The sequence below is a fragment of the Vulgatibacter incomptus genome (assembly GCF_001263175.1).
In the GTDB taxonomy this organism is placed as follows: domain Bacteria; phylum Myxococcota; class Myxococcia; order Myxococcales; family Vulgatibacteraceae; genus Vulgatibacter; species Vulgatibacter incomptus.
Genome location: NZ_CP012332.1, coordinates 1,281,995 through 1,306,824, shown reverse-complemented (window position 1 = coordinate 1,306,824; position 24,830 = coordinate 1,281,995). Strand labels below are relative to the sequence as shown.

Genomic DNA, 24,830 nt, shown 5'->3' with positions numbered 1-24,830 from the left:
CCGAGCGAGTGAAGAAATCGGTCCCGCTGAAGCGGGACCATTTCTTCAGCCGCGCTCCGCGCGGGCACGCTCCTTTTATCGTTTGCTCGCCTCCGGCTCGCCGGCCGCCCGTTCGTAGGCCCGGAAGTCGGCCTTCGACATCGTCTCCTGGCCCGGCCGGCCGCCCTCGCCGTGGAAGTCGGATCCGGCCGTGGCGACGAGGCCGAGCGAGGCGGCGATCGCCCGCAAGCTCCGGCGGATCTCGGTACCCTGGCGCGGATGATCGACCTCCAGGCCGGCGAGGCCCAAGCTGGCGAGCTGCATCAGCTCGGCTCCCGTGACGCCCGAGAGCGCCGGATGGGCGAGGCTCGCCGCCCCACCCGCCCTGCGGATCAGGCCGATCGCCTCGGTCGCTTCGGGGAGCGGGCGCTCCACCCACCCGGGCGCTCCCTCGACGAGCCAACGGTCGAAGGCTTCTTGAAAGTCCCGGACCAGCCCCTTGGTCAGCAGCAGACGGGCGACGTGGGGCCTGCCGAGGCTGCCCTCGTCGGCCCCGGGGATCGCCAGGAGCTCCTCGTAGCGGAGGTCGAGGCCTGCCTCCCGGAGCCGATCGATCATCGCCCTCGCCCGGGACTCCCGCACGCGGCGGAAGCCCTCGAGGGAGCCGAGGAGGACCGGATCCTGCGGGTCCAGGAAGTGTCCCAGGATGTGGAGCTCTCTGGCGCCCAGGCGGCAGGAGATCTCGACGCCGGGGACGATCCGCAGGCCCATCGTCGCGGCAGCGGACGATGCGGCGGCCACGCCGTCCACGGTGTCGTGATCGGTGATCGCGAGGACTCCGACACCAGCCGCCACCGCCCGGCGGACCAGCTCCCCCGGAGAGAGGGAGCCGTCCGAAGCGGTGGTGTGGGCGTGGAGGTCGATCAAGAGCGAGTCGTGGCCGGGGTGACCCGGATCAGTTGTCGCCGATGGGGGCGGCGGCCATCGTCACGATGACCCGTGCCTCGTTGTCCAACGACGTCCAGACCGGATCGCAGATGCTGCCATCAACCATGAGGCCGAAGGTGTACTGGACGGGCCCCGGCATGTCGGCGAAGAACTCGAGGGCCTTGTGGCTCCCGTCGGTGAAGCGGAAGCACTGGCCGCCGTTATAGTCCGGAGGGCAGTTGCGGTTCGGATCATTCGGGTCGATGCCCCCGATCGGCAGCCGCGACGTGGTGGTCTTGTCGATCTTGATCAGCCGCCAGTGGTACTGCGTGATCGTCCCGAGGCCCACAGACGAGGGGCTGCCGTCGAGCCTCACCCAGGTGTCCTTCTGCGGATTCGAGGGGGCGGTCACGTCCGGCACCGGGATCCGGCTGCTGCCCAGCGACTGGGCCTGGAGCAGGAGGACGTATGGGCCTCCGTCCGGGCCCCCAGCGGTCCCGTCGTTGCTGTCGATGACGAGCTCCGCGGCGACCGTGCCGCCGAAGCGCGAGTCGTTGTAGGTCAGCGTCTCGTTGCAGCAGGTGCCGGGCTGGATTGCGCGCCCCGGGCAGTTGTTGGTGAGCGTGAAAAGAAGCTTGGCCGGATCGTCGCCGTCGACAGGCGGATTGGGGTCGCCGACGTTGCTCCGAATCCGCGGCGGCTGGATCACGAGGTCGGCCACGGCGCTCGCCCCGTTGCAGATGGCGACCGTGCGGGTGGCGACGCCGCAGGCCGGCACGCACATGGCCCCGAAGTCACACACGCCGTCGAGGCAGCGTCCGGGTGCGCATTCGCCGTCGGTGGTGCAGGCGTCCGCGCAGTTGGGCGCCGTGCAGTGGATGCCGTCGCCGGCGCCGCAGCCCAGCAGCGGGTTGCCCGGGGCGGCAAAGAGCACCATGTCGCTGGGATGGGTGGTGAGCTTGGGAGTGGACTTGCCGAGGAGATCGGCCGTGGTAGCACCGTTGCCGACGCCGGGGTGGTTCACCCGGAGCTTCGCGTTCGCCGAGTGGGAGAGGGAGGGCGCGTAGCGGACCTTCACCTCGACCTTGTCCGTGAGGCACCGATCCGGGTCCGCGGTGGCCGGAGCCAGCACGTTGTTCGTCGCGGGGAGATCGGTGGTGCAGCGATGGATTCCTTCGATCGAAAACTCGTTCGCGGGGTCTTCGATGATCTCCATGCTCGAGATCGTGAGCGACTCAGACCCGGAGTTCCGCACGAGGAGGTCGAGGTCCTTGCTCTGCCCCTGACTCACGCCACCGAAATCGGCGGGATCGGGCGTGATCACGAGGTCGGGCGCAGTGGCGGAGCCCGAGAGGACCCCCGAGGCAGCTGCGGAATCGGCCGGGGCGGCCGGATCGTTCGTCGTGATCACGTACTTGCGGTTCACCTGGCACGCCTTCGCGTTCGGCGCGAACTCGAATACGACGTCCCGCGTGGCGACGCTCTCCGGCTTGGGCGAGCCCACGAGCGTGAAGCTCGAGAAGCCCTTCACCTTGACCTCGTCGTCGCCGCAGTTGTCGCCGGGAAGCTTCTCGATCTTGACGTTGGTGACCTGGAGGTCGTCGCAGCCGAGGTTCGCGACCTTGGCCGCGGCCGTCCGGACCTGCCCGAGGGCGATCTTGCCGAAGTTCAGGTGCTTGGTGGCCGGCTTGTCCTCGGGCTTCGCGGCCTGGCAGCAGGATACGCCGATCCCCGCCGACTCGCAGATGTCGAGGCTATCGCCGCAGTTGAAGGAGAGGGCCGGTGCCACGGGGACGGTGGAGACCTCTCCGCCGAGCGGGAAGTCCTTGTTCCCGCCGGTGGAGGTGAAGACGATCGAGGCGCGGTGCTTCTTGCCCGACACGTTCCCCGTCGGCGAGTAGGTGACCACCACGCTGGCCGATCCCGACGGGCCCACGGAGAAGGTATCGGGGTCGGCGTTGAAGAAGGCGGCGTCCGGGCCCTCGATCTTCACGTCGCCGCTCAGGGACGAGCGACCTAGGTTCCGCACCAGGTAGGTCTTCGCCGTCTTCGACTCGTTGCACACCAGGCCGTAGGCGGGTTCAATCGGCTCCTCGACGTCGAGCACGCCCGGGGAGGCGACCGATTTGGGAGTCGAACAATTGCAGCCCGCGAACGGGAGCGAAAACAGGGCCGCGACCGCGGCGTAACGTAGACCCTTCTTCAAGGCTGCCTCCTCCAAATCGGCTGGGTTGGGCAGCTTACGAGAGAGGTGGGCCGCCGTAAAGCACCCGAGGCGAGGAAACTGCCCCAGACGACCGGGCACCCACGCGCGGATTTGCTTTCCCGGACGGAGCACTCCCGGTAGAACCGCTCCGTGCGCCGCTGGCCGATACTCCTGCTCGTGCTCCTGCCCTTCGCGGCCAGGGCCCAGCTCCCCTCCCCCGCGCAGCTGGGAGATCTCTCCGTCGGGATCGGCCCTGCGGTCGTGACGCGGGACGGGCGGGTCGGCGGCGGAGCCACGGCGGAGGCCAACCTCCTCTTCGGCCTCTGGTCGGCGGGGGCCCACCTTCGCGGTGCGGCCCTGGACGGCGGCTTCGACCCGGCCGGCGGCGTCGAGGCGGGGCTGGCGGGCATCCTCGGTTTGGGCGTGGGCTTCCAGCGCGGTGGGCCCTCGATCGACGGGCTCCTGGCCCTCCCCGTCCCCATCGGGAAGGAGCCCTGGTTCCTGTCGGTCGGCTGGCGTCCCAGCTTCCTCCTGCGCGGCGGCGTGATCCACGAGCTCGCGATCCAGGTCCGGTGGTCGAGCCTCCTCGTCCCGACGGACGACTGACCAGGGCCCACCACAGATCGAGAGGCGCGGGCCGTGGACGATCCCGAGGCGCGCCCTCAACTTGAAACCCGGAGGGGATCTCGCTTCGGGAGGCGATGGTGCCAACGCCCGCAGAGCTCGACGAGGTGCGGGCCGTCCTCACGCCCAGGGAGGTCTACGGGCGGATCGATCCCTTCGTGATCGGGCAGGAGCGCGCCAAGCGAGCCGTCTCGATCGCGGCCTACAACCACCAGCGGCGGATCGCGCTCCGCAAGAAGGAGAGCGGGTCGCTGCTGAAGAAGTCCAACGTCCTCCTGATCGGCCCGACGGGCTCCGGCAAGACGCAGATCGCCCGGCGCCTCGCCTGTGCCCTGGACGTGCCCTTCGCGGTGGTGGACGCCACCGAGTACACGGAGGCCGGCTACTACGGGAAGGACGTCGAGGCGATGGTCGGCGAGCTCCTGGTACAGGCCAGCCACGACCTGCACCGGGCGGAGGAGGGGATCGTCTTCATCGACGAGGTCGACAAGATCGCCCGACGCACCCACGGCCAGCGGACCGGGGCGGGCGACCGTGACATCGGCGGCGAAGGCGTCCAGCAGGCGCTCCTCAAGCTCCTCGAGGGCCGAAAGGTCTCCGTCCCCCTAAACCCCGGCCAGCACTGGTCGAAGAAGGAGCTCGTCCAGATGGACACGAGCGAGATCCTCTTCATCTGCGCCGGGACCTTCTCCGACCTCTATGCCGGCGCCGCTGCGATCGGCTTCGGAGGAGGCGACGAGCGTGAACCGCGGCGAGGTTCGCGGCGGGTCCGGCCGAAGCAGCTCCTCGAATACGGTCTCCTCGCCGAGTTCGTGGGCAGGCTGCCGGTGATCGTGGAGCTCGACGAGCTGGGGCCGGACGAGCTCCTGCGGGTCCTCACCGAGCCCCCGGACGCCGTGGTGCGGGAGTTCGTCGAGCTGCTGGCCACCGAGGGGATCGAGCTCCGGCTCACGGAAGGCGCGCTCCGGGCGATCGTCCAGCGGGCATCGGGTCTGCACCTCGGGGCCCGGGCCCTCCGCGGCGTGGTCGAGGAGGTCCTCGAGGAGGTGCTCTTCCTCGCCCCCGAGCGCAGGGGCCAGCCCTGGGAGATCGACGAGGACTACGTGGCCCGCTCGCTCGCCTAGAAAAGAGGCAGGGCCCGCGCCAGCGCCGCGACCACGCTCGACTCCCCGGTCCAGCCGACGAGGCCGAGCTCGTGGAGGCGCAGCGCCGCGGCGGCGATCGCCCACGCGGCGATCAGGCCCTTGAGCGCGCCGAGGATCGCGCCGGTGCCGCGGTCGACCGCCCTCGCCTCGTCGCCCTCGGTCAGCCGTCGCGCGACGAAGCCGCCGACGACCGCGACCAGGAGATAGGTGACGAGAAAGGTGGCGCCGGTGCCGACGAAGGCGGCTCCTGCGGACGGGTCGCCGGAGCCGGCGACGGTGGCCGCGAGCCAGGAGCCCAGGGGCGCCGCCCCGAGGAGCGCGATGGCAAAGGCCGCGAGGCGGACGAGCTGCCGTAGTGCGCCTGAGAAGGCTCCCAAGGAGGCGAGCACCGCCACGAGGGCGACCGCGCCCAGGTCGAACTCCATCTACCGCTTCGCCGCCCTTTCCCGCGCGACCTCTTCGACCTTCTCCTTGAAGCGCGCGTTCGAGGGCTCGTAGAGGAGCGCCATCTTGAAGCTGCGCTCGGCGGCCTCGAGGCGGCCCGCCTGCTGCTCGGCCAGGCCCGCCGTGAAGAGCTTGCGGCCGTTGGGCGTGGTCCCGAGCTCCTCCTCCCGCGCCTTCTTCCGCTCCTGCTCGCTCTGCTCGTCATAGCGGAGCTTGCCGGCGCGCTGGGGTCCGGAGACGTCGACGAGGTACTTCGCGCGGCGGACCTCGTCGCGCAGCACCGAGTAGGCCTCGGTGATCCGCTTGTAGATCCGGAGCACGCGGCCGTGGAGGCCGGGGTCGGCGAGGTGATGGATCCGGTCCGGGTGGAACGACCGGGACTCGCGGTAATAGGCCGCCTTCACGTCGGCGAGGGGGGCGTCCCTGCCAATCTTCAGGATCTGGAAGTAGTCGAGCTCGTCGAGGATCCCCTCGACGGCCTCCGCCTCGATTGCGAGCGCCACCCAGTCGTTCGACACGGCCTCAGGCTCCACCGGCTCGCCGGATCTGTCGGTTGCGCTCGATGCCGTCGAGGATCTCCCCCTCCGAGAGCCCGGAGGAGAGCGAGATCCGCGTGCCGGTCGCGTTGCCGGTCTCGAGGTCGCAGGCGCGCACGTTGACGATGCCGTTGGTGTCGATCTCGAAGGTGACCTCGATCTGCACCTCGCCCCGCCCTGCCACCCGGAAGCCCGAGAACTCGAACTCTCCGAGGCTCTCGCAGCCGTCGGCCTTGGGGTTCTCCCCCTGCAGCACCCGGATCTTCACCCTCTCCTGACCGTCCCTCCCGGTGGTGAAGACCTTGGAGCGCTCGATGGGGACCGGCGTGTTCTTGTCGAGGATCGTCTCCGTGAAGCCGCCCACCGTCGCGATGCGAAGCGGCAGCGGCGTCACGTCCAGGAGGTAGGTCGAGGCGTCCGCGCTGGAGAGCGCGCGGGCCTGGAGCGCCGCGCCCATGCTCACCACCTGCTCGGGATCGATCCCCTCCATCGGCTCCCGGCCGAAGTAGTGCTTCACCGATTCGCGGATCACCGGGAGCCGCGTGGGACCGCCGACCAGGATCACCGCGTCGATGGACGACGCCGTGAGGCGCGCCGACTGGAGCGCCTCATCGCAGACCTTGAAGGTGCGCTGCACCAGATCCATCACCATCCGATTGAAGTGTTCGGTGGTGAGGCGGTTGGTGAGATCGAGGACGTTGCCGTTGGCGTCCTGGCAGATCCCGGCGATGTGGATGTCGGCCCAGCCCTGGCGGCCGCACTCGATCTTGGCCTTCTCGGCCGCCTCGTTGAGCATCGCGAGGCACCACTTGTTCTGCCGCAGGTCGAGGCCGGTCTTGGCCAGGAAGTCGTCGGTCAGCCAGGCCATCACCCGCTGGTCGAAGTCGTCGCCGCCGAGGTAGGTGTCGCCGCCCGTGGAGAGCACCTCGAAGACGTCCTTGCCGATCTCGAGGATCGAGATGTCGAAGGTGCCGCCGCCGAGGTCGTAGACCGCGATCCGCTGCGAGATGTCGCGGCCGAAGCCGTAGGCGAGCGCTGCGGCGGTCGGCTCGTTGATGATCCGCAGGACGTCGAGCCCGGCGATCCGCCCCGCGTCCTTGGTGGCCTGGCGCTGGTTGTCGTTGAAGTAGGCGGGGCACGTGATCACCGCCTTCGTGACCTCGTGGCCGAGGTGGCTCTCGACGATCGCCTTCATCTCCTTGAGGACGAGGGCGGAGACCTCCGGGATCGAGAGGATCAGATCCCTCACCGCGATCCGCACGGAGTTGTTCGGCCCTTCTACGAGGGCGTAGGGCATCAGCGCCCGGGCCTTGCTGACCTCCTCGGAGAAGAAGAAGCGACCGATCAGGCGCTTGGAGGAGGAGACGGTGTTGGTGGGATCGGAGACGATGTTCCGCTTGGCGGCGTTGCCCACCGCAACCGACCCGTCCGGCAGGAAGCTCACCACCGAGGCGTGGTTCAGCTCGCCCCATTCGTTGGGCACCACCAGGGCGCCCTCGCTCGTGGCGATGCTCACGCACGAGTAGCTGGTGCCGAGGTCGATCCCGATTGCAATCTCTTCGGTCATTGGGGCTCCGCGCGCGCGGCGTGGGGAAACTCGCGGATTGTAGAGATGCGCCCCGAACGGGTCAAACGCTCGTTCGGCCGCATGCAGGGGATCGGGAGCGCCGCGCTGGATCGCATCCGCCTTCATCTCCACACTTGGATCGGAAGACCATGGCGCAGCTCCTCGCAATCCTGACCAACGATCCGGCGATGCTGCGATGCCAGCTCGATCGCCTTCCCCACGGGCTCGAGGGCGGCGAGGCCATCGGCGTCGGCTGGCTCGGCGACGATGACGTGCTGCTCACGAAGAAACCCGCCGAGGCGAGGGGCAACGGGCTGGACGAGCTCGTGAGCGGGATCCGGGCGCCCGCCCTCGCCGCGCTCTCTCGGGAGGTCGCAGGCGGCTTCGACGAGGCAAGCCTCGATCCCTTCCGCTTCCGCCGCTGGCTCTTCGCGATGGAGGGCGGGATCGACGACTTCGAGGCGCTGCGCACCCCCCTGGCGGAAGCGCTGCCGGGCTTCATCGGGCGCTCCTTCCAGGGGGGGACGGACCGGGAGCACCTCTTCGGCCTCTTCCTGCGCGAGCTCCACGAGCCCGGGCGGATCGACGATCCCACCCTCGCCGCCCAGGACGCGGCGCGGGCGCTCGCGCGGGCGATCCGCCATGTGGACGACGTCGCGCGGGAGCGCGGCCAGGCTCGCACCTCGAGCTTCGCGATCGTCGCCACCAACGGACGGATCCTGGCCGCGGCGAGGCGCGGCGTGCCCCTCTACTACGGGCTCCTCGAGGGCATGGGGAGCTGCAGGCCCTGCGACCTCGAGGCCGGGAGCCGGGAGGACGATCCCCGGCTGCGATCGCATCGGCGCGCCAAGGCGGTGGCGCTCCTCACCCGGCCCGGATCGGCCGAAGGGCTGATCGAGGTTCCCGACGGGAGCACGGTGGCGGTCGGGCGCGGGCTGGACCTCACGGTCTCGTCGCTCTGAGCGGGAGCTCTTCTATTCCTTTGCTCCGTCTTCGGCTCCGCGCGATCAACCGAACGCGGACGCCTCGAGGGTCATCAGCAGCAGGTTGGAGAAGGCGTGGACGATCACGCCGGCGCCGATGGAGCCGGTGCGCTCGCGGAGCCAGCCGAAGAGGATCGCCGGGAAGAACACCGAGAGCCGCCACGGATGGAGCTCGCCGAGGTGGCCCACGGCGAAGAGGAGCTGGGTGAGCCAGAACGCGGCACCCACCTGCACGCCGAGCAAGCGCAAGCTTCCCTTTCCAAAGGCGTGGACGAGGCGGGTCTGGAGATAGCCCCGATAGAAGAACTCCTCCGCCAGCGCCACCACCAGCACCTGGTCGAGGACATGGAGCCACATCCGCTCGGGGAAGCGGAACGAGAAGCCGGTCCCGCCGCCCGCGTAGGGGACCACGAGCTCGCGGATGGCCTCCGGCAGATGCGGGACGATCTGGAGGATCAGGAGGAAGCCGGCGACCACCGGGACGAGGAGCGCGAGGCAGACGCCCGCCCCCCAGGCCAGATCCCGGCGGAACTGCCGCCAGGAGGCGGGAGAGCGCCAGGGCCAGTCGGGGATCCCGTATTCGTCGACGGTCTCGCCCCGGCGCCGCAGGGCCACGCCCGGCAGGTAGAGGAAGAGGCCGGCGGCCACCGCCTTCACCTGTCCACCGACGAAGGGCACGAAGAGCCCGCCCACCTTGGCCGCGACCAGTCCAGCGAAAGCGAGCGCCCAGATGCCGACGGCTTCGCGGACGATCGCGGCGCGGGGGGATGGGCGGTCTGCGCGAGGCTCATTCGGATCCAGCTCGAGGGAGGGGCCGGCCATCCTACCTTGCCCGATGGGCGGGCGTCGTCGTACCCATTCACGATGGCGCCGACCCGGAAACCCACCTCCCCCACGTCCATTCCGCGGGGATCCATGTCGGCTCGCGGAGCGCGCCGATGATCCTCTTCTTCCTCGTGGACGGCGTGGGCTTGGGCCTCCGCGATCCCGGGCGGAACCCGCTGGCCCGGAGGACGACGCTGCTCTCCCACTTCGTCGACGGTGCCTCGCCGCTACCCCGCGGAGGAAGCGTGGGCGCGGCGGACGCCAGCCTCGGCGTCGGGGGCAGGCCCCAGTCCGCCACGGGGCACACCACCCTGCTCACGGGCGTCAACGCCCCTGCGCTGCTGGGCAAGCACCTCCTGGGCTTTCCGAACGAGACGCTCCGCCAGCTGCTAGGCAGGCAGAACCTCTTCCTCGACCTGGCCCGGGCGGGAAAGGCGGGCACCTATGTGAACGCCTACCGGAGCGCCTACCTGGACGCCCTCGCCCTGCCCCACCTCCGCCCCTCGCTGCCCGAGCCGCCGCTGCCCGTTCCCGCCTCGCGGATCCGCCCGTCGGCCACCACCGCGGCGATGGCGTCCACCGGCAGGCCGTTTCGCACCTTCGACGATCTCCGGGCGGGAACGGCGCTCTACCACGACATCACCAACGAGCTCCCCCGCGCCGTCGGCTGCGAGGTGCCGAGGCGAAGGCCGAAGGAGGCCGCGGAGGTCCTCCTGGAGATCGGTCGGAGCCACGACCTGGCGATGTTCGAGTTCTTCCGCACCGACGAGGCGGGTCACGCCCAGGACTTCGAGGCGGCTGACCGGGCGCTCGAGGAGCTCGACGAGCTCCTGCGCCACACGGTCGAGGGTCTGGGGCCCGGCGACGGCCTCCTGGTCACCAGCGACCACGGGAACCTCGAGGACCTCTCCACGAGGAGCCACACGCTGGCGCCGGTACCGGTGGTCGGTTTCGGGAGCGCGGCGGCCGTCGCGCCCCGGATCCGCTCGATCGCGGAGGTGCAGCCCGCCCTGCTCCGCCTGGCCGGCGCATAGGGCGGGCATCCGCCAGGCGAGACCTCCTCAGCGGTCGGCTGCGCTCTTGGCCCATGGGCCCGGGATGAGCGGCGAGCGCTGGTTGGCGTTGACCGTGCGCTGCAGCTCGAGCTCGGTGATGAGCGCCGCCGGCGCGACCGTGGACACGGGGACGTAGCCCGACTCGGCGCCGCAGAAGCCGTTGAAGACACCGAACTCGTCGCCGGTGGCCACGATCTTGTTGATCGAGGTCAGCGGCGTTCCCACGATCTCCACGCCGCGGACCAGCTCCTCCTTCCCGGTGGCGACGTCGACCCGATACACCAGTCGCGGCACGCCCTTGAACGCCTGGTACCCGTAGCCGGAGGTATTCGTATTGCCGCCGGTGATGTCGCGGATGATCAGCGCGTAGGGCTTGCCCGCCTTCTTCGCCTCGGCGATGAGCCGCGCCCGCAGCTTCGCGTAGGGCATCCGGTTCGTGGAGGTGACGATCAGGTTGGCCATCCGCGCCATGGGCGCTCGGTTCGCCTGGGCGCGGCCGTGGCCGTTGGAGTGGGTGAAGCCCTTCACCGGCCTGCGGGAGAGGAGGAAGCTCTTGAGCACGCCGTTCTCGAACAGCACGGCCTTCTGGGCCGCGACCCCCTGGTCGTCGTATCGATAGAAGCCGTTGAGCGCGGTCGTCTCGAAGTTCTGCCGGGTGGGATCGTCCACCACGGTGAGGAAGGCAGGGAGCACCGCCCTGCCGATCTGCCCCTTGAAGGTGCGGCCCTCGTTGTCGTCCTGCTGGCGCTCGCCCTCCAGGCGGTGCCCGACGGCCTCGTGGAAGAGGACGCCGGTGGCCTCGGGCGCGAGGATCGCCGGACCGGTGAAGGGATCGATCACGGGCGCGGTCCGCAGCGCCATGAGCTCGGCGACCATCGCGGCCGTCTCCTTCTTCATCACCTGGGGCGAAGGGAGCTGGCCCTCGAGGCCGGCGTAGAAATCCCGCGAGTTGTCGAGGAGCTGGCCGTCGACGGCCCGCGTGTAGGCCTGGACGTGGACGGCGAAGAGGGTCTCCTCGGTGACGAGCTCCGTGCCCTCGCTGTTCACCTGGAGCCGCACGATCTTGTCGGCGGTGACCCTCACCTCGGAGTCGAAGATCTCCGGGGTCTCGCGGAAGTGCGCGGAGAGGCCCTTGGCCACCTCGCCCCACCTGGCGCGGTCGAAATCGAAGGCGACGCGATCCTGCACGAACCTGGCCGGAGCCTCCCGCGTGAAGGAGTCGCCTCGATCGTCGTCTTCGAGGGCGTAGACGCTCTGGGCCTTGTTCTTGAGCCACGCGGAGAGCGCCGCCTTGTACTTCTGGTCCGTCAGGAGCCAGAGGGCGTTGTGGAGCGCGTCGGGATCCGGCGTCAGGGGCGCGTCGGGAGACGCCAGGTACGAGGGGCCGCCGCCGTCGCCGAGGAAGAAGGGCCCGTCGTCCACGCCTTCGGACGAGTCCCGCTCGTAGCTCCCCACGCGGACGTCCACGTGGATCTTCGCCTCGCGCTGGCTCCGATCGTCGAAGAGCGCGCCGTAGCGGGCCACGATGCCGTGGCTCGACTGATCGACGATCCGGTACGAGATGAAATACGGCGCGTCGTGCCCGGCGAGCTCCAGCTTTGCCATGGAGCGGGTGAGCTCGCCCTTCATGGCCTCGAGCATGACGAGCCGGCCGTCTTTCTTGATGGTCGCCGCGCCGTCCGCAGCGCGGGCGGCGGGGACGGCGGCGAACAGGGCGAGGATCGTTGCGAGCGCTGCGATGGTGCGGGGGAACATGGGCTCCTCGAGGCGGATCGGGGTCAGAGCCTACCCCAATCCCGAGGGGGCGGCACGCCGGCGTTGCCCGGAATCAGGAACGCCGGCGGGTACCGGACCTCGGAGGTCGGCCGCTCGCTCCGGGACGAGCGTCCTTGCGCCCGACGGGCAGCGTCAGGCCTTCACGACCTTGTCGCGGCCCTGGACCACCGCGCGGGTGGCGTTCCGGGTGTCGATCACCAGACGCGCGTCTGCGACCACCTTCGCGTAGTCGATGCAGCCATGGTCGGTGAGGACGATCACCGCGTCCGCTCCGACGATCGTCTCCTTCGTCAGCGGGACGCTTCGGAAGACGTGGGACGGATCGTGGAGCGAGCGGGCCTCTCCGACGTAGGGGTCGTGGTACTCGATCCGGGCACCCTTCGCCTCGAGGAGCTCCATCACCCGCAGGGCCGGCGATTCGCGGAGATCGTCCACGTCCTTCTTGTAGGCGACGCCGAGGGCGAGGATCCGGGCGCCGCGCACGCTCTTGCCCTCGGCGTTGAGCGCGTCCACGGTACGCTGGACCACGTAGTACGGCATGTTGGTGTTGATTTCGCCGGCGAGCTCGATGAAGCGCGTGGCGAACTCGAAGTGGCGCGCCTTCCACGTGAGATAGAAGGGATCGACGGGGATGCAGTGCCCTCCGAGGCCCGGCCCCGGATAGAACGGCATGAAGCCGAAGGGCTTGGTCGCCGCGGCGTCGATCACCTCCCAAACGTCCAGGCCCATCCGATCGCAGAGCATCTTGAGCTCGTTGACGAGGGCGATGTTCACGCAGCGGAAGATGTTCTCGAGGAGCTTCGCGAGCTCGGCGACCCGCGTGGACGAGACCGGCACCACCCTCTCGATCACGCTGCCGTAGAGCGCCATCGCGGCGTCCAGGCAGGCGGGCGTGTGTCCTCCCACCAGCTTGGGGATCGTGCTCGTGGTGAACTTGCCGTTGGCGGGGTCCTCCCGCTCCGGCGAGAACGCGAGGTGGAAGTCGCGCCCCGCCACGAGGCCGGATTCCTTCTCCAGGATCGGGCGCAGGACCTCGTCCGTGGTCCCCGGATAGGTCGACGACTCCAGGACCACGAGCTGGCCGGGGCGGAGATGGGGCGCGATCGAACGGCCCGCCGCCTCGATGAACGAGAGATCCGGCTCACGGGAGGGGCCGAGGGGCGTGGGCACGCAGAGGATCAGGGCGTCGCAGGACGCCGCCTGCGAGAAGTCGACGGTGGCCTCGAGCTTGCCTGCGGCGGTCAGCCTCGCGACCGACTCCTCGGGAATGTGCCGGATGTAGCTCTTGCCCTTCGAGATCGTCTCGACCTTTCGGCCGTCGACGTCGAGGCCCAGCGTGGGGAAGCCGCCGTCGGCGAAGGCGAGGCCGAGCGGGAGCCCGACGTAGCCGAGGCCGACGATGCCGACCTTGGCCTGGCGGAGGGCGATCTTCTCGAGTAGCTCCTGTGTCTGCGTGAATTCCCTCATGTGCTTCCCCCTGAACGACCAGCGTTCGTGCGACGTGAGAGTTCAGATCGAAGGACGGCCGGCGTGCGAGGCCGCCGGAACGATCCATGTCCTGTGGACGACGGGCGGCTCGCCCTCCACGGCGAAGACCACGCAGAGCGCGCGCTCCGTACGCCCGTATCCGGGCGAGCAGATGGCGTCCTCCAGGCGCGGCCTCGACGGCCCGGCCAGCAGGGCGAGGGGCGCGCCTCTCGGTCCCACCTCGACGATCCAGCGCGGTTCGGCACCGAACACGGCACCCTCCTCGTCCCGGATCTTCCTCGTGGTCGCATGGGCACCGGGGAGGAGGAAGCGGATCTCGGCCCCGTGGGGACCGCTCCCGATCAGCCTGTCCTCGATCAGGAGGCGCTCCCCCACCCGATCGAGGCGCACCTCCCTGCGGTGGACGATCCCCGGCTTCAGGCGCAGGTACCCACGGTGCTCGCCGACGAAGCGGGCCTCTGTCTCCGTGCTCTCGAAGGCGACGCAGCGGGCCCAGGCGGAATCGGGGAGCGCGAAGAGGCGCGTCGGAGGAATGGGCTGCTGCTCCTCGCCGTCCACCCGGACGGTGCTGTGGGCCGCCGTGCCGCGCAGCAGGTTCCGCAGCATCGGGTCGCCGGTATACGAGCCTGTCCCGGGGTCTCCCACGACGAGCGCGCCGTCGACGCAGATCTCCACGGAGAGCTTGTCGTTGTGGCCGTGGGTGCCGGTCCCGCCGGTCCCGTTCGGGCCACACGCGATGGCGCAGCTCATCCGGGCGGAGCGGATCACCCGGATCCCGGCGTCCGCACGCGCGCCGTCCCGCGGGGGACGGGCTCGCGGCAGGCGCTCCAGCCGCCTCGCGCCCCCCTCGCCCAGGAGCCAGATCAGCTCAGGGCTCGGCTGCGAGCGACGTAGCTCCGAGCGATTCAGCTCGGCGGCACCGAAGCGGGCGGCGCCGATGGGCAGGAGCCAGGCGACCTCCGCCGATTCCCTGGGGCAGAACGGGATCGCCTGCCCGGAGTCGCAGTCGCCGATCTGGGGGAGGAGACCGCGGCCGTCCACCAGGTCGGCACAGGTGAGGAACATGGCCCGAAGCCGCTCCCTGCCCCGCTCCGGGAACGGCACACCCGCTGTGTCGGCGGCTAGCTCCCCAAGAAAGAAGAGCTCGGTGGCCAGCCGGTGGTACGGGAGCGAGCCCTCGAAGGAAGTGCCGTCCGGGAGCGTCTGCTCGAAGAGCGCATTCGCGAGCCCCATCGCGGCGAGGCGCGCCGTGGCGCGGGCGCCGGGGAGGCGGGGCAAGAGCGCGCAGACGAGGAGGATTCCGGCGAGGTCTGCCACGAGGTGGTTGTTGGGAACCGCGCGGTCGTCCTCGAGGCGGCCCTTCACCCAGGCGACATGGAAGGCGATGGAGCGAAGGAGCTCGCAGACCGCCCAGGGACGCCGCTGGAGCACCTCCTCGCCGGCGAGGAGGCGCAGGGCGATGGCCTGGTTCGCGGCGCGGAGGGCCACCTCCATCGGGCAGCTCCACTGGATCCCCCGGGGAGCGGCGGCGAGGTCCAGCATGCGATCGACGGCGGCGTCGGCGAAGGCGCGGGCGCGCCAAGGCTCCGCGAGGCGGGCGCCGCACGCCAGGTGCACCACGTCCTCCATCCTGCCGACGACCCAGGGGAACTTGGGATCCGCGCCGGCGGGCACGCGGGCCCCGTGGAAGCGGGCGCCGGAGAGGGGGCAGACCTCCCAGTCGATGGCTCGCCAACCCCGGCTCGCGAGGGGCACGGCGCGCTCGGAGACAGGCAGCGGCACCGTGCGGCCGAAGACGACGACGTTTCGCGCCAGCGCACGCTCCGCTCGCTCGACGGCCCTCTCTGCCTCCAGCGGGAGCCGATCCTGGAGGGCCCGGGCGCTGCGAGCGACCCGCCCAGGCGAGGCCAGCGCGAGGGGCCCCCGGATCGGTTCGGCGAGCCGCCGCGGGAGCGCCGATGCGGAGCCGGCGCCGAAGGAATCCAGGATCGCGGTGGCCGACGGCGGCTCGGGCCTCTCGGTCAGGGGACGGCGCACCTGGCGCAAGATGCGCTTCGAAGCCACCTCCGCCAGTCGACGGGCAGAGACGACCCTCGCGAGGTAGGCGAGCCAGCCGAGCGAGCCGAAAATGGAGACAGGTAGCACGGCTAGCGCCTCGAGGTCGTCGCGGCGACCAGGGACCGGAGCTCCTCGACCCTGGCGTCCCACGACTCGGCGGCCACCGCAGCGGAGCGCGTCGCGTTCGGGCCGGGATCCGCGAGAGCGGAGTGGACCGCCTCCACGAAGGCGGCGGGACCCTTGGCGATGCGACACAGGCCCAGCTTCTCCACCTCCGGCACCGGCGTAGAGACCACCGGGAGCCCGGCGGCGAGGTATTCGCGGACCTTCAACGGGTTGGAGCTCGCGGCGAGCTCGCTGTCGACGAAGGGCATCAGGGCCACGTCGAAGCCCTTGCACCAGCACGGGAGCTCCTCGTAGGGCCTGCGGCCCATCAGGTGCACGTTGCGCGCCCCGGCCAGCGGCGCGAGCGAGGTCTGGACCTTGCCCAGGAGGACCACGGATCCGTGCGGGAACGCGTCCGCGACGGCGCGCACCAGCGGGAGATCGACCCACTCGGCGAGGAGGCCGAAGAAGCCGATCACGGGGTGCGGCAGTCCCTCCAGGTCGGCCGGGAGCCTGGTGAGCGGCGAGAGCGCCTGGGAGAAGTGCACGTGATCGACGCCGTGTCGGACCAGGTGGCAGTTCGGATTGAGGGAGATCTTCGCCTGGCGGAGCCGCTCGGCGGAGACGATCACCAGATCGGCGCGCCGCGCGAGGGTCGCCTCGAGCTCGGCGATCTCGGGGGCCGCCCCTGCGAAGGCCGAGAACTCGTCCACGCAGTGGTAGATCACGAGGTCCTCGCCGAGGTTGCCGGAGACGCTCGCGCTGGCGGGCAGGAAGCTCCACGAGATCGGCCGCTTGAAGTCCAGGCGCTTCATCGCGCGCAGGACCTGCTTCCGGAAGACGGAGCCGTTCATCTTGCGAGCGAGGGGCCCGAAGGATGGGACGGCCAGCGGCCCGAGCACGTGCAGGTTCGGCCAGGGCTCCGTTACCCCTCTGGCCGCGTCGGCGAGCTTCTTCGCGATCCGGCCCAGGTCTTGCGCGCTCGCCGTGGGCCTCCGGTTCGCCACCGAGTTCACCCAGAGGATCCGGTTGTCGCGCGCGAGCGCCTTCATGATGTGGGTCTTCGAGAGCGGATCGCCGTCCCAGTCGTTGGAGAAGCAGACGATGTCCCGCCCGCGCAGCGCGGCCGAGGCGTCGAGGTGGTGGGAATGAATCATCGCAGCCCTCCCTTGGAGACGATTCCGAGCTGGCTCCATGCGTCGAGGATTCGCGCTGCGCTCGCGCCGCTCCCCTGGGCCGGCCCCGGCGCCGGCCGGGCGAGGGCCTCCTCGATGGCGGACGCGAGGCTGGCGGGATCGCCTCGGCGGAAGAGCACCGTGCCGGCGGGCCGGGGCGCAGCGTCGCTCGCGACCACCCGACGACCCATGGCTATCGCCTCTCTCACCGAAAGTGAGTCACCGTCGGCGAGGGTCGGACGAAGGAAGGCGTCGCTCTTCGAGATGGCGTCGAGGCAGGCGTCGTGCTCGAGCTCGCCGAGGGGAACCACCTGGCGGTCCACGCCGTGGGCCCGCACCCTGGCGAGGAACGTGGCCTCGGCGGTGGAGGGACCGAAGGCGAGGCAGCCGACGCGCGGGAGGCGCTTCGAGAGGATCGCCAGCGCCTGGAGGAGCACGCCCTCCCCGTACTGCGGACCGGGAGAGAGCGCGCACGACAGGAGCGGCGAGAAGCGGGTGCGGTGGTTCCCTTCGCCCCTGGTGGAGAGCGGCTGGCCGAGGAAGGGCGACACCACCTCCAGCCTCGCGCCGGGGACTCCGCATGACCGCAGCACGCCGGTGATGTCGCTGTTGGTGCAGAGGATCCGCCGGAAGCCCGTAGCTGCCGACCGCGCGATCCGCCTCGCGAAGGACGAGCTGTCGAGGAAGGCGGGCGCGACCCCCGAATGCACCGTGAGGAGGGCCCCGCCTCCGTGAAGCCTCGCGCGGGATCCGGCGAGCGCCACGAGCCAGGATTTGAGGTTGTTTCCAGGGATGTGGACGTGGAGTGAATCGCCACGGAGGGCGGCTCGGGAGAGGCCTGCGGCGAAGGAGGCGTGGCTGCCGGCCCCCGTGACGCCGTCTTCCCCGGTTCGAGAGGCGTGCCCTTCGCCGATGTCGAGGATCTCTGCGTCGATCCCGGCGTCCTCCGCGAGGCGGTGGAGCGCGCGGAGGTGGACGGCGATCCCGCCCCACGGGGGCGGATAGGGCCCGACGAGCACGAGCCGTCGCTCGCCTCTCCGGGGCCTCCTGGGCTCGGAGGGCGACCGGCCCTCTCGGTCCCGCGCACTCCGTGCGCTCATCGATGCGCCCCCGCGTCCACCAGCTCGACGCCGAAGTGGGCTTTCATCTCGGCCCGGAACGCCTCCCTCGATCGCCCGGCCGGGCCCAGGATCCGAGCGGGCACGCCCCCCACCACCACCCCGGGGGGCACGTCGCGGACGACCACCGCGTTGGCCCCGACGATGGCGCCGTCGCCGATCACGATCGGCCCCAGCACCCGGGCGCCGACGGCGATGAGGACCTCGTCGCCGATTCGGGGCGCGCCGGTGTACCCGGATCGGCCACCGATGGTGACGTGCGGTCCGATGAGGCAGCGAGCGCCGATTCGGGCCGCCGGATGGATGACGACGCCCAGGCCGCCGTAGCCGAGGTGGGTGCCCTCTCCGATCTCGGTCTCGATGGGAACGACCGACGAATACAGGAGGCGGATCGCGTACCGAAGGACGTCGGGCGCGAACGGCACGCCGCGCGCACGCAGGCTCTTTGCGACTCGATGCAGTCCGACCGCATCCATGCCTGGAAACGTAGGCACGGAGAATCCAAGCCCTCAGCCCCGGATGCGGGCGAGCACCGCCGAGGGGCGCACCCCGACCAGGACGAGGGCGCCGAAGTAGGCGATCCAGAAGCCCGTGCCCAACACGAGGACCGACGGGAGCGGGTCCAGCGCCGCATACCCGCCGGCGAAGAGCGCGACGAGGCCGGCGCCCGCAGCGGCGACGGCGGCCCGAACGAGCTCGACCCCCGGCAGCACGCGCCCCACCGCAGCCAGCGTGCCCCGGAGCCTCCCCTCCGCAGCCGCCGACGGGACGAGGGCCCTGGCCGCGAGGGCGAGGAGTACCAGGCGGTGCACCGTCTCGGTGAGCACGAAGCCGGCCATCGCTCCCACGGGGCCGAACGCGTGGTTCAGGCCCACCACGAGGGGCACGGTGAGGCCGAGCTTCGCCACGTTCGCGGCCAGCAGGGCGCGCGTCTTCGCCTTCGCGCGGAGCACGCCGTCGACGGGCAGGCACGCGAGGACGACCATCCCCAGCGCCAGCCGGAGGATCGGCGCAGCGTCGAGGAACTTGGGCGTGTAGAGGAGCGAGAGGAAGGAAGGCGCGATCGCGAAGAGGCCGGCGGCGATGGGGACGAAGACGTAGGCGAGGTTGGCGACCGCGTCCCGGAAGAGAACCGCGGCCTCGCCGTCCGGGCGCTGCCTGCGCTCGAGCTCGCCGATCCGGTACATCAGGAGCTCGGTCGTGGGCGTGTAGAGGAGGTCGACCACCGGGAGGTTGAAGCAGCCCACCGAGTAGACGGCGAAGACCGCCGGCGAGGAGGTGACGCTGACCACGTACTGGTGGAGCTGCTGCTGCGGCATGCCGACGAGCATCGCGCCGCCGAAGGGGAGCGCGTAGCGGAGCTGGCCGCGGGAGAGCTCGCGGCGGAAGAGCGGACCCCGCAGCGGCAGGACCAGGACGATCCAGGAGGCCAGGGCTCGAAGGGCTGCGTAGAGCGCTCCGCCCCAGAGCACGCCGTGGAGACCGAAGCCGAGCCACGCGGGGATCACGTAGGCGAGCATCTTGGCCGTGTCGCTGCCGATGTAGGCAAACGCGGCATGGCCCGGCCGCCCCTGGGCCGTGAGACCCGCCTCCAGCGCGCCGCCGCCCAGGAGGAGGCCGCAGTAGAGGGCCATCGGCGCCCGCATGGCGACGAGGTCGGGGCCGCCCACCCACGAGAGGAACGGCGTGCAGAGGTAGAGCGCGCCGCCCGAGAGGCCGCCAGCGACGGCGAGGTAGAGGAGCGTCTGGCCGAGGTAGGGGCGCCTCTCCGCCTCGGCGCAGCGCGGCAGGAAGTAGTAGAGGCTCTGGGGGATACCGAGTGCCAGCGCGAAATACAGAGTGTGAGAAACGAGGAAGAACTGCTTGAACGTACCGTACGAGCCCAGGGCGAGGAGCCTGGCGAGGACGAGGGGGATCAGGAAGGTGACGCCGGCGCTGAAGGCGCGGGCCGCGACGAGGGGCCTGGCGCCGGCCATCACGGATCCGGATCCACGCTGCGCTGGCGGCTCCAATTCCTTTCCTCCCCTACGCGAGGCCTCGTCCCTGCGCTCCCATCAGCCGCCGGAGCCTCGAGCCGCGCCCGGGTCGGCGTTCGGCGCGGCCTCGCCTCCCTCGGGAGGACGGTCCGGCGCGACGACGGCGCGAGGCGCGTCGGATCGATCGCCCGCGACCCAGGTCGCCAGGCCGAGGAAGCCGAGCGTCCCGTCGAAGTTGCAGGCGCTCACGTTCGGCGAGAAGCCCAGGAGGCCCCGCGAGGTGTACTCCCACACGCACTTGCGCGAGAGCACCAGCGGACTCTGGCCGAGGCGGTTGGTGCGATCCTCGGTGGTGACCGCGCTGCGGTAGCCGTGCCGCGCGACGAGCTCGATCGACTCCTTCGAGTACCAGCCGTTCGGGTAGGCGAAGTGACGGACCTCGCACCCGAGCTCCGCCTCGAGCTTCGCGCGTGACTCCCCGAGCTGCCGCTCGACCTCCGCGGGCGCCTCGTTGGGCAGGCAGACGTGGTCGATTGTGTGCGCGCCTATGTCGACCCCCGCGGCGCGGACCGAGCGGAGCTCGTCCCAGACCATCAGGCGGCAGTCCGGCGACGCGGCTCGCGGATCCTCGCCGAGGCGGCGCTCGAGCGCCTCCGCCACCTGCTGGCAGGTCCGCCTCGGGCGGGTCTCGAGCAGCCGCTCGAGCGCCACGATCTCCCCTGCCCTCTCGGCCTCCGCCAGGGTCGCCGCCGCCTGCGGATGGGCGGTGAGATCGGCAGGGCGCAGCCCGTCCCTGCCAGCGATTCGAAGCAGCCGATAGATGCGGTCGTGCAAGAAGGGCTCGCCCGAGTCCACGTGGCCGGTGGCGGCGTAGACGACGGCGGGCGCCCCGTACCGGCGCAGGACGGGGAGCGCGTGCTCGAGGAAGTCCGAGTAGCCGTCGTCGAAGGTGAGCACGCAGAGATCGCGCTCGGATCGAGTCGCGCCGGAAAGGAGCGCGATCGCCTCGTCCAGGGTGGCAAAGTGGTAGTTGTCGGCGAGCCACTCGAGCTGGCGTTCGAAGGTGGCGATGCCGGTGAGCATGCCGGGGATCACCTTGCGCCGCATCCCCTCGAAGTCGGGGACGATGCGGTGCCAGGCGACGACGTTCACCCGGCGCCCCCCCGCCCGCTGCCGCTGAATGGCAGCGAGCCAGCGGCGGCTGCCGCTCCGCTCGAGCATCGACGCGACGAGCTCCTTCACCGCCCTCCTCGCGGCGGCCCGGGTCTCGTCGGCGAGCGGAACCTCGTCGTTCGTGCGCATCGATCGTCCCTGCATCTCGCCCCCCCGTTCAACTCTCGGCGTGCTCCCGGGCCCGCCTCCACCGCCGCAGCCCCTCTACGGCGAAGTCGGGCAGGACCGATCGTGCGGCGGCCCGCGCCGCGGATTCGGCCGCCTCCCGTGAGAGGAGGAACGCGGCGCCGAGGCCCTTCGCTGCCACCCGCAGCGAGACGGTCTTCCGGATGTCGCGGGCCCACTCCCGCTTGTAGGCCTCTTCGCCGTGCAGGAAGTCGTAGACCCTCGCGCCGCGCCCTGCCGCCGCCTCGATCGACAACCCGAGGATCGCCAGCCCGACGCTCCGCCTCGCCCACTCCGGGTCGTAGCCCGTCTGGTAAAAGTAGAAGACACCCTTGGTGTCGATTCCGTAGATCGACGATCGACATCCGCCCTCGGCCCACAGCTCGTCGAAGCGGAGGAGGCCCGCCCCTGCGAGGCGCTCCACCGTCTCGCGGTGGAAGGCCCGGACCGACGGCCGCCCCATCGCGTCGGAGCCTCCCTGATCGGCCCATCGGCGCTCGTGGAGCTCGAGGAAGCGCTCGAAGGCCGGCTTCGCGTCCTTGGTGCCCGTCACGGCCCGGTGCTCGAAGCCCTTGAGCGCCTTGAGCTGCCGGAGCCTGCGCCGGTAGTTGTCGCCGCGTCCGCTCTGGGCGAGCACCGTGGCGAAGCCCCCGTCCAGCCCGATCCGGGGACAATTCCAGCGGTCGAACGTCCGCAGGCTGAAGGCCTCGTTGCTCCCGAAGGCCTCCCGCGCGAGAGGCAGCGTGGGAGAGTCGGACGCGATCCCGTCGAGCTCCAGCAGATCGAACGACGGTTCCGTGGCCAGCCTCTCCAGGATCGCACGGGTCACTTCGGCGTGGCGGCCGGGGAGCGCGAGGACGTCCAGGTAGTCCGCTCCGCCGAGGCGCTCGCCGGCGAACGAGAGCCGCCGAATCCGAGACCGCAGCCCGGGGACCTTCCGCGACTCCTCGCAGAGCGCGAGGAGGCCCACCAGATGGAACTCGTCGCGGACGCAGAAGATCCGGGGCTTGCGCCCGGGGCCGAGGTGCCGGAGCCAGGCATCCGCCCACTCCCAGGAGAGGAAGGGCGCGGCGTCCGACTTCGAGAAGATCTGCTTCCACTCGAGCTCGAGGGCCCCCTGGGCCCCGGGGCCCGCGCGCTCCTCCACCCAGAGCCGGCTCATCTCCGATCCTCCACTGCCTTGGCCACGCAGGCCGAGATCCGCTCGACGTCGGCGGGCTCGAGATCCTGGTGACACGGGATCTCCAGCACCGTGCGCCGCAAGGACTCCGCTTCCGGGAACGCCCCTGCCGGGACCGCCGGGTGCGCGACCCTCCAGAAATCCACCGCGTCCACACCCTTGGCTCGGAGCCTCGCGAGGGCGGAGGCCTTGTCGCCCACTTGCAGGGGGTAGAAGAGCGGACACACGCCGGGTGGGAGCTCACCGAAGATCGGCGGCGCGATCCCCCGGAGCTTTCCCAGCAGGTGGAAGTAGTTCCGCCTGCGGCGCTCGACGATCCGGGCGAAGTCCTGGCTGCCGATCACCACCCGCGACAGGTGGCTCATCGCGAGGCCCACGTGGGCCCTGTCGAAGTGCTGGGTGCCGGTGGGCACGCGGTGCCCGCGCAGCGGCCGCGTCAGGGAGCGGGCGGCCAGACGCACCGACGAGCGGAGGAGCCGGCCCGCTGCACCACCTCGGACCTCCGCGCCCTCGAGGAGAGAGCCGAGGATCGGAGCAAGGGTCGACGCCAGAGGAGGCTGCTCGCCCGGCGGGAGCCCCAAGGGCCCGCCGCGGCGCACCACCACCGCGCCTCCGTTCGGCGTGGGCAACGTCTTGTACAGGCAGAAGATCGCCGCGTCGCCGAAGGTGCCCAGGGGGCGATCGCCGACGCAGGAGAGGAGCGCGAGGGCGCAGTCCTCCACGAAGAGGAGCTCGCGCTCTCGGCAGACCTCGGCGAGCTCGTCGACGGGCCCGGGAAAGCCCACGTAGTGGATGAGGTAGATCGCCCGGGTGTCGGGGCCGATCCGGGCGACGACCTCTGCAGGGTCCACCTGCATCCGGGGGCCCACCGGATAGAACTTCGGCCGCACGCCCGCCGCGAGAAGGGCCTCCAGCTCCACGCCGTGAAAATAGGCGGGAAAGAGGATCTCCCTGCCGGCCAGCCCCCACAGCCGCGCCAGGGCGTAGATGCCGTTTCGCGCAAAGTAATAGAAGCGGACACTCGGATCGTCGAGAGGGTACGGCGCGGCGGCCCTCGGGCGCCGAGGGAGCAGCATCCACGGCGAGAGGGACGGGATCGCTGGGGCGAAGAGGCGCTCGCCAGGCTCGATCCCTCGCGGCTGCGCCGCCGGGCTCACCTTCCGTTCGAGCAGCTCCTTACCGTCCAAGGATCGCCTCCGCGAGAGCCGGCACCCGGAACTTGGCGGCGTGGAGGGCGAGGCCGAGGGGGCCCCTTCGAAAGAAGTAGCACCATGCGTGCGGACGGAACGAGTCGGTCCAGTCGGCCTTCCAGGGCATCGGCGGGCCCAGGAAATCCAGCTCCTCGAGGCCGCGCTCCGTACAATCCCGCAACACCTCGTGCATCAGGAGCTGCCCAGGCGAGCACGCCTCGTGAGCGGGATCGAAGGCGGGCTTCGGGAGGTAGTAGCGCCTGCCGTCGCTGAGGCCGAAGTGCATCGCCACGGGCGCGCCGTCGAGCTCGAGCTCGTAGATCGCGAGCATGCCCCTGGAAGCCGCCCACGACGCGGCCCGGTCGTAGAAGGCCCGGGTCGCGCCGTCGCAGTCGATCGCCGTCCCGCGATCGCCCTTCCACCCGATCTTCTCCAGGGCGTAGAAGCGCTGGAGGACCCGGGGGTCGGCGTCCTCGAAGCGGTTCAGCTGGACGCGGCCCTTCTCCGCGAGGCGCTTCATCCGGCGGCGGAGGTTGGCGCGGAAGTGCGAGCGGGTTCGGCCCAGCACGGCCTCGAAGCTGCCGCCCCTCCCCGGCAGCTCGACGTAGGGAGTCCGCATCGACTCCCAGCGTCCCACCGGATATCCCGCGGTCGAGGCCGCCTCGAGGAGGCGCTCCACGGCGCCGCCGGCGGGGACGTCGCGGAGCTCGATCACGTCCCAGCCGCCGGTTTCGCAGAGGTGCGACCAGATCGCATCGGCCCATGGGCGGAAATCCCCGGCGCCGTGGACGAGGTCGAAGCGGCAGGAGTGCACGCCAGCGGCGGAGCGCAGCTTGCGGACCGGAAAGCCCCGGAGGCGGGACCGCTCCGCGACCAGGGGCAGGACCGCGCGAAGCCTGCCGGCGTCCGTGGCGACCACCAGCCGCAGCGTCGCCGACGGCTCGAACGCGCGAAGGTAGGCGGCGATCCACTCGGGTCGGAAGAAGGGCGCTGCGCAGGGCCCCTCGTCGCATAGCGCCCGCCACTCCGGTTCGACGCGCTCGAGGAGCTCGAGGCCTCCGACCATCGACTGGACGATCGGCATCGAACCCGTGCCCCTCCCCGGGTCGTTCGAGATTCGCACGCGAGATCCTCC

20 protein-coding genes and 1 pseudogene are annotated in these 24,830 nt (G+C 70.8%); 4 read left to right on the top strand and 17 right to left on the bottom strand.

Going from position 1 to position 24,830, the window contains the following annotated elements:
- Positions 1 to 75: 75 nt before the first annotated feature.
- Both AKJ08_RS05250 and AKJ08_RS05245 read right to left on the bottom strand, forming a co-directional pair.
- Complete coding sequence (locus AKJ08_RS05250) at positions 76 to 906, bottom strand: PHP domain-containing protein (RefSeq protein WP_050725098.1); 831 nt, start codon at positions 904 to 906, stop codon at positions 76 to 78.
- A 28-nt stretch (positions 907 to 934) separates the two neighbouring features.
- On the bottom strand, positions 935 to 3,112 hold the full coding sequence (locus AKJ08_RS05245; protein ID WP_050725097.1) for a choice-of-anchor D domain-containing protein: 2,178 nt from the start codon (positions 3,110 to 3,112) through the stop codon (positions 935 to 937).
- Between the two features lie 150 nt (positions 3,113 to 3,262).
- Between AKJ08_RS05245 and AKJ08_RS19695 the strand changes: the two genes are divergently transcribed.
- Together AKJ08_RS19695 and clpX are read left to right on the top strand one after the other, a co-directional pair.
- Positions 3,263 to 3,718 (top strand): hypothetical protein, encoded by a 456-nt coding sequence (locus tag AKJ08_RS19695; protein WP_050725096.1) that lies wholly within the window; start codon positions 3,263 to 3,265, stop codon positions 3,716 to 3,718.
- Positions 3,719 to 3,813: 95 nt separating this feature from the next.
- Entirely contained in the window at positions 3,814 to 4,860 is a 1,047-nt protein-coding gene (clpX, locus tag AKJ08_RS05235) for an ATP-dependent Clp protease ATP-binding subunit ClpX (RefSeq protein WP_157370486.1), read from the top strand.
- Here the strand turns inward: clpX and AKJ08_RS05230 are convergent.
- From AKJ08_RS05230 to AKJ08_RS05220, 3 genes are read right to left on the bottom strand one after another with little or no spacing between them, the layout of a single operon-like run.
- Positions 4,857 to 5,306, bottom strand: coding sequence for a CvpA family protein (locus AKJ08_RS05230; RefSeq protein WP_050725095.1), 450 nt, complete (start codon positions 5,304 to 5,306; stop codon positions 4,857 to 4,859). The two genes, clpX and AKJ08_RS05230, sit on opposite strands and share 4 nt — an antisense overlap.
- Complete coding sequence (locus tag AKJ08_RS05225) at positions 5,307 to 5,843, bottom strand: J domain-containing protein (protein ID WP_240475442.1); 537 nt, start codon at positions 5,841 to 5,843, stop codon at positions 5,307 to 5,309.
- A 4-nt stretch (positions 5,844 to 5,847) separates the two neighbouring features.
- Complete coding sequence (locus tag AKJ08_RS05220; protein ID WP_050725094.1) at positions 5,848 to 7,428, bottom strand: Hsp70 family protein; 1,581 nt, start codon at positions 7,426 to 7,428, stop codon at positions 5,848 to 5,850.
- Between the two features lie 149 nt (positions 7,429 to 7,577).
- Between AKJ08_RS05220 and AKJ08_RS05215 the strand changes: the two genes are divergently transcribed.
- Complete coding sequence (locus AKJ08_RS05215) at positions 7,578 to 8,390, top strand: class II glutamine amidotransferase (protein ID WP_050727439.1); 813 nt, start codon at positions 7,578 to 7,580, stop codon at positions 8,388 to 8,390.
- 45 nt (positions 8,391 to 8,435) lie between these two features.
- Here AKJ08_RS05215 and mrtX read toward each other — a convergent pair whose 3' ends face one another.
- Positions 8,436 to 9,233 (bottom strand): myxosortase MrtX, encoded by a 798-nt coding sequence (gene mrtX / locus AKJ08_RS05210; protein ID WP_050725093.1) that lies wholly within the window; start codon positions 9,231 to 9,233, stop codon positions 8,436 to 8,438.
- 116 nt (positions 9,234 to 9,349) lie between these two features.
- Here mrtX and AKJ08_RS05205 point away from each other — a divergent pair, with 116 nt between their 5' ends.
- Positions 9,350 to 10,270, top strand: coding sequence for an alkaline phosphatase family protein (locus AKJ08_RS05205; protein WP_050725092.1), 921 nt, complete (start codon positions 9,350 to 9,352; stop codon positions 10,268 to 10,270).
- Between the two features lie 27 nt (positions 10,271 to 10,297).
- Here the strand turns inward: AKJ08_RS05205 and AKJ08_RS05200 are convergent, their stop codons facing one another.
- From AKJ08_RS05200 to AKJ08_RS05150, 11 genes and pseudogenes are all read right to left on the bottom strand, one after another.
- A complete protein-coding gene (locus AKJ08_RS05200) occupies positions 10,298 to 12,046 on the bottom strand; it encodes a TldD/PmbA family protein (protein ID WP_050725091.1) in 1,749 nt (582 codons plus the stop codon).
- A gap of 153 nt (positions 12,047 to 12,199) precedes the next feature.
- A complete protein-coding gene (locus AKJ08_RS05195; RefSeq protein ID WP_050725090.1) occupies positions 12,200 to 13,534 on the bottom strand; it encodes a nucleotide sugar dehydrogenase in 1,335 nt (444 codons plus the stop codon).
- 42 nt (positions 13,535 to 13,576) lie between these two features.
- Positions 13,577 to 15,700, bottom strand: coding sequence for a heparinase II/III family protein (locus AKJ08_RS05190; RefSeq protein WP_050725089.1), 2,124 nt, complete (start codon positions 15,698 to 15,700; stop codon positions 13,577 to 13,579).
- 2 nt (positions 15,701 to 15,702) lie between these two features.
- On the bottom strand, positions 15,703 to 16,875 hold the full coding sequence (locus AKJ08_RS05185) for a glycosyltransferase (protein ID WP_050725088.1): 1,173 nt from the start codon (positions 16,873 to 16,875) through the stop codon (positions 15,703 to 15,705).
- Positions 16,872 to 17,912, bottom strand: coding sequence for a glycosyltransferase family 4 protein (locus AKJ08_RS05180; protein WP_050725087.1), 1,041 nt, complete (start codon positions 17,910 to 17,912; stop codon positions 16,872 to 16,874). Before AKJ08_RS05180 ends, AKJ08_RS05185 begins: the two co-directional genes overlap by 4 nt.
- 167 nt (positions 17,913 to 18,079) lie before the next feature.
- A pseudogene (locus AKJ08_RS05175) lies at positions 18,080 to 18,487 on the bottom strand (serine O-acetyltransferase); the annotation flags it as partial.
- Positions 18,488 to 18,520: 33 nt separating this feature from the next.
- The gene (locus tag AKJ08_RS05170) at positions 18,521 to 19,987 is read right to left on the bottom strand and encodes a lipopolysaccharide biosynthesis protein (RefSeq protein WP_050725086.1); all 1,467 of its coding nucleotides are present in this window, start codon (positions 19,985 to 19,987) and stop codon (positions 18,521 to 18,523) included.
- Between the two features lie 78 nt (positions 19,988 to 20,065).
- Complete coding sequence (locus tag AKJ08_RS05165) at positions 20,066 to 21,289, bottom strand: polysaccharide deacetylase family protein (RefSeq protein ID WP_050725085.1); 1,224 nt, start codon at positions 21,287 to 21,289, stop codon at positions 20,066 to 20,068.
- 28 nt (positions 21,290 to 21,317) lie between these two features.
- Complete coding sequence (locus tag AKJ08_RS05160; RefSeq protein WP_050725084.1) at positions 21,318 to 22,487, bottom strand: GNAT family N-acetyltransferase; 1,170 nt, start codon at positions 22,485 to 22,487, stop codon at positions 21,318 to 21,320.
- Complete coding sequence (locus tag AKJ08_RS05155; RefSeq protein ID WP_240475441.1) at positions 22,484 to 23,692, bottom strand: DegT/DnrJ/EryC1/StrS family aminotransferase; 1,209 nt, start codon at positions 23,690 to 23,692, stop codon at positions 22,484 to 22,486. Before AKJ08_RS05155 ends, AKJ08_RS05160 begins: the two co-directional genes overlap by 4 nt.
- The gene (locus AKJ08_RS05150) at positions 23,682 to 24,818 is read right to left on the bottom strand and encodes a GNAT family N-acetyltransferase (RefSeq protein ID WP_169788748.1); all 1,137 of its coding nucleotides are present in this window, start codon (positions 24,816 to 24,818) and stop codon (positions 23,682 to 23,684) included. The genes AKJ08_RS05155 and AKJ08_RS05150 overlap by 11 nt, the downstream gene beginning before the upstream one ends.
- Positions 24,819 to 24,830: the final 12 nt, after the last annotated feature.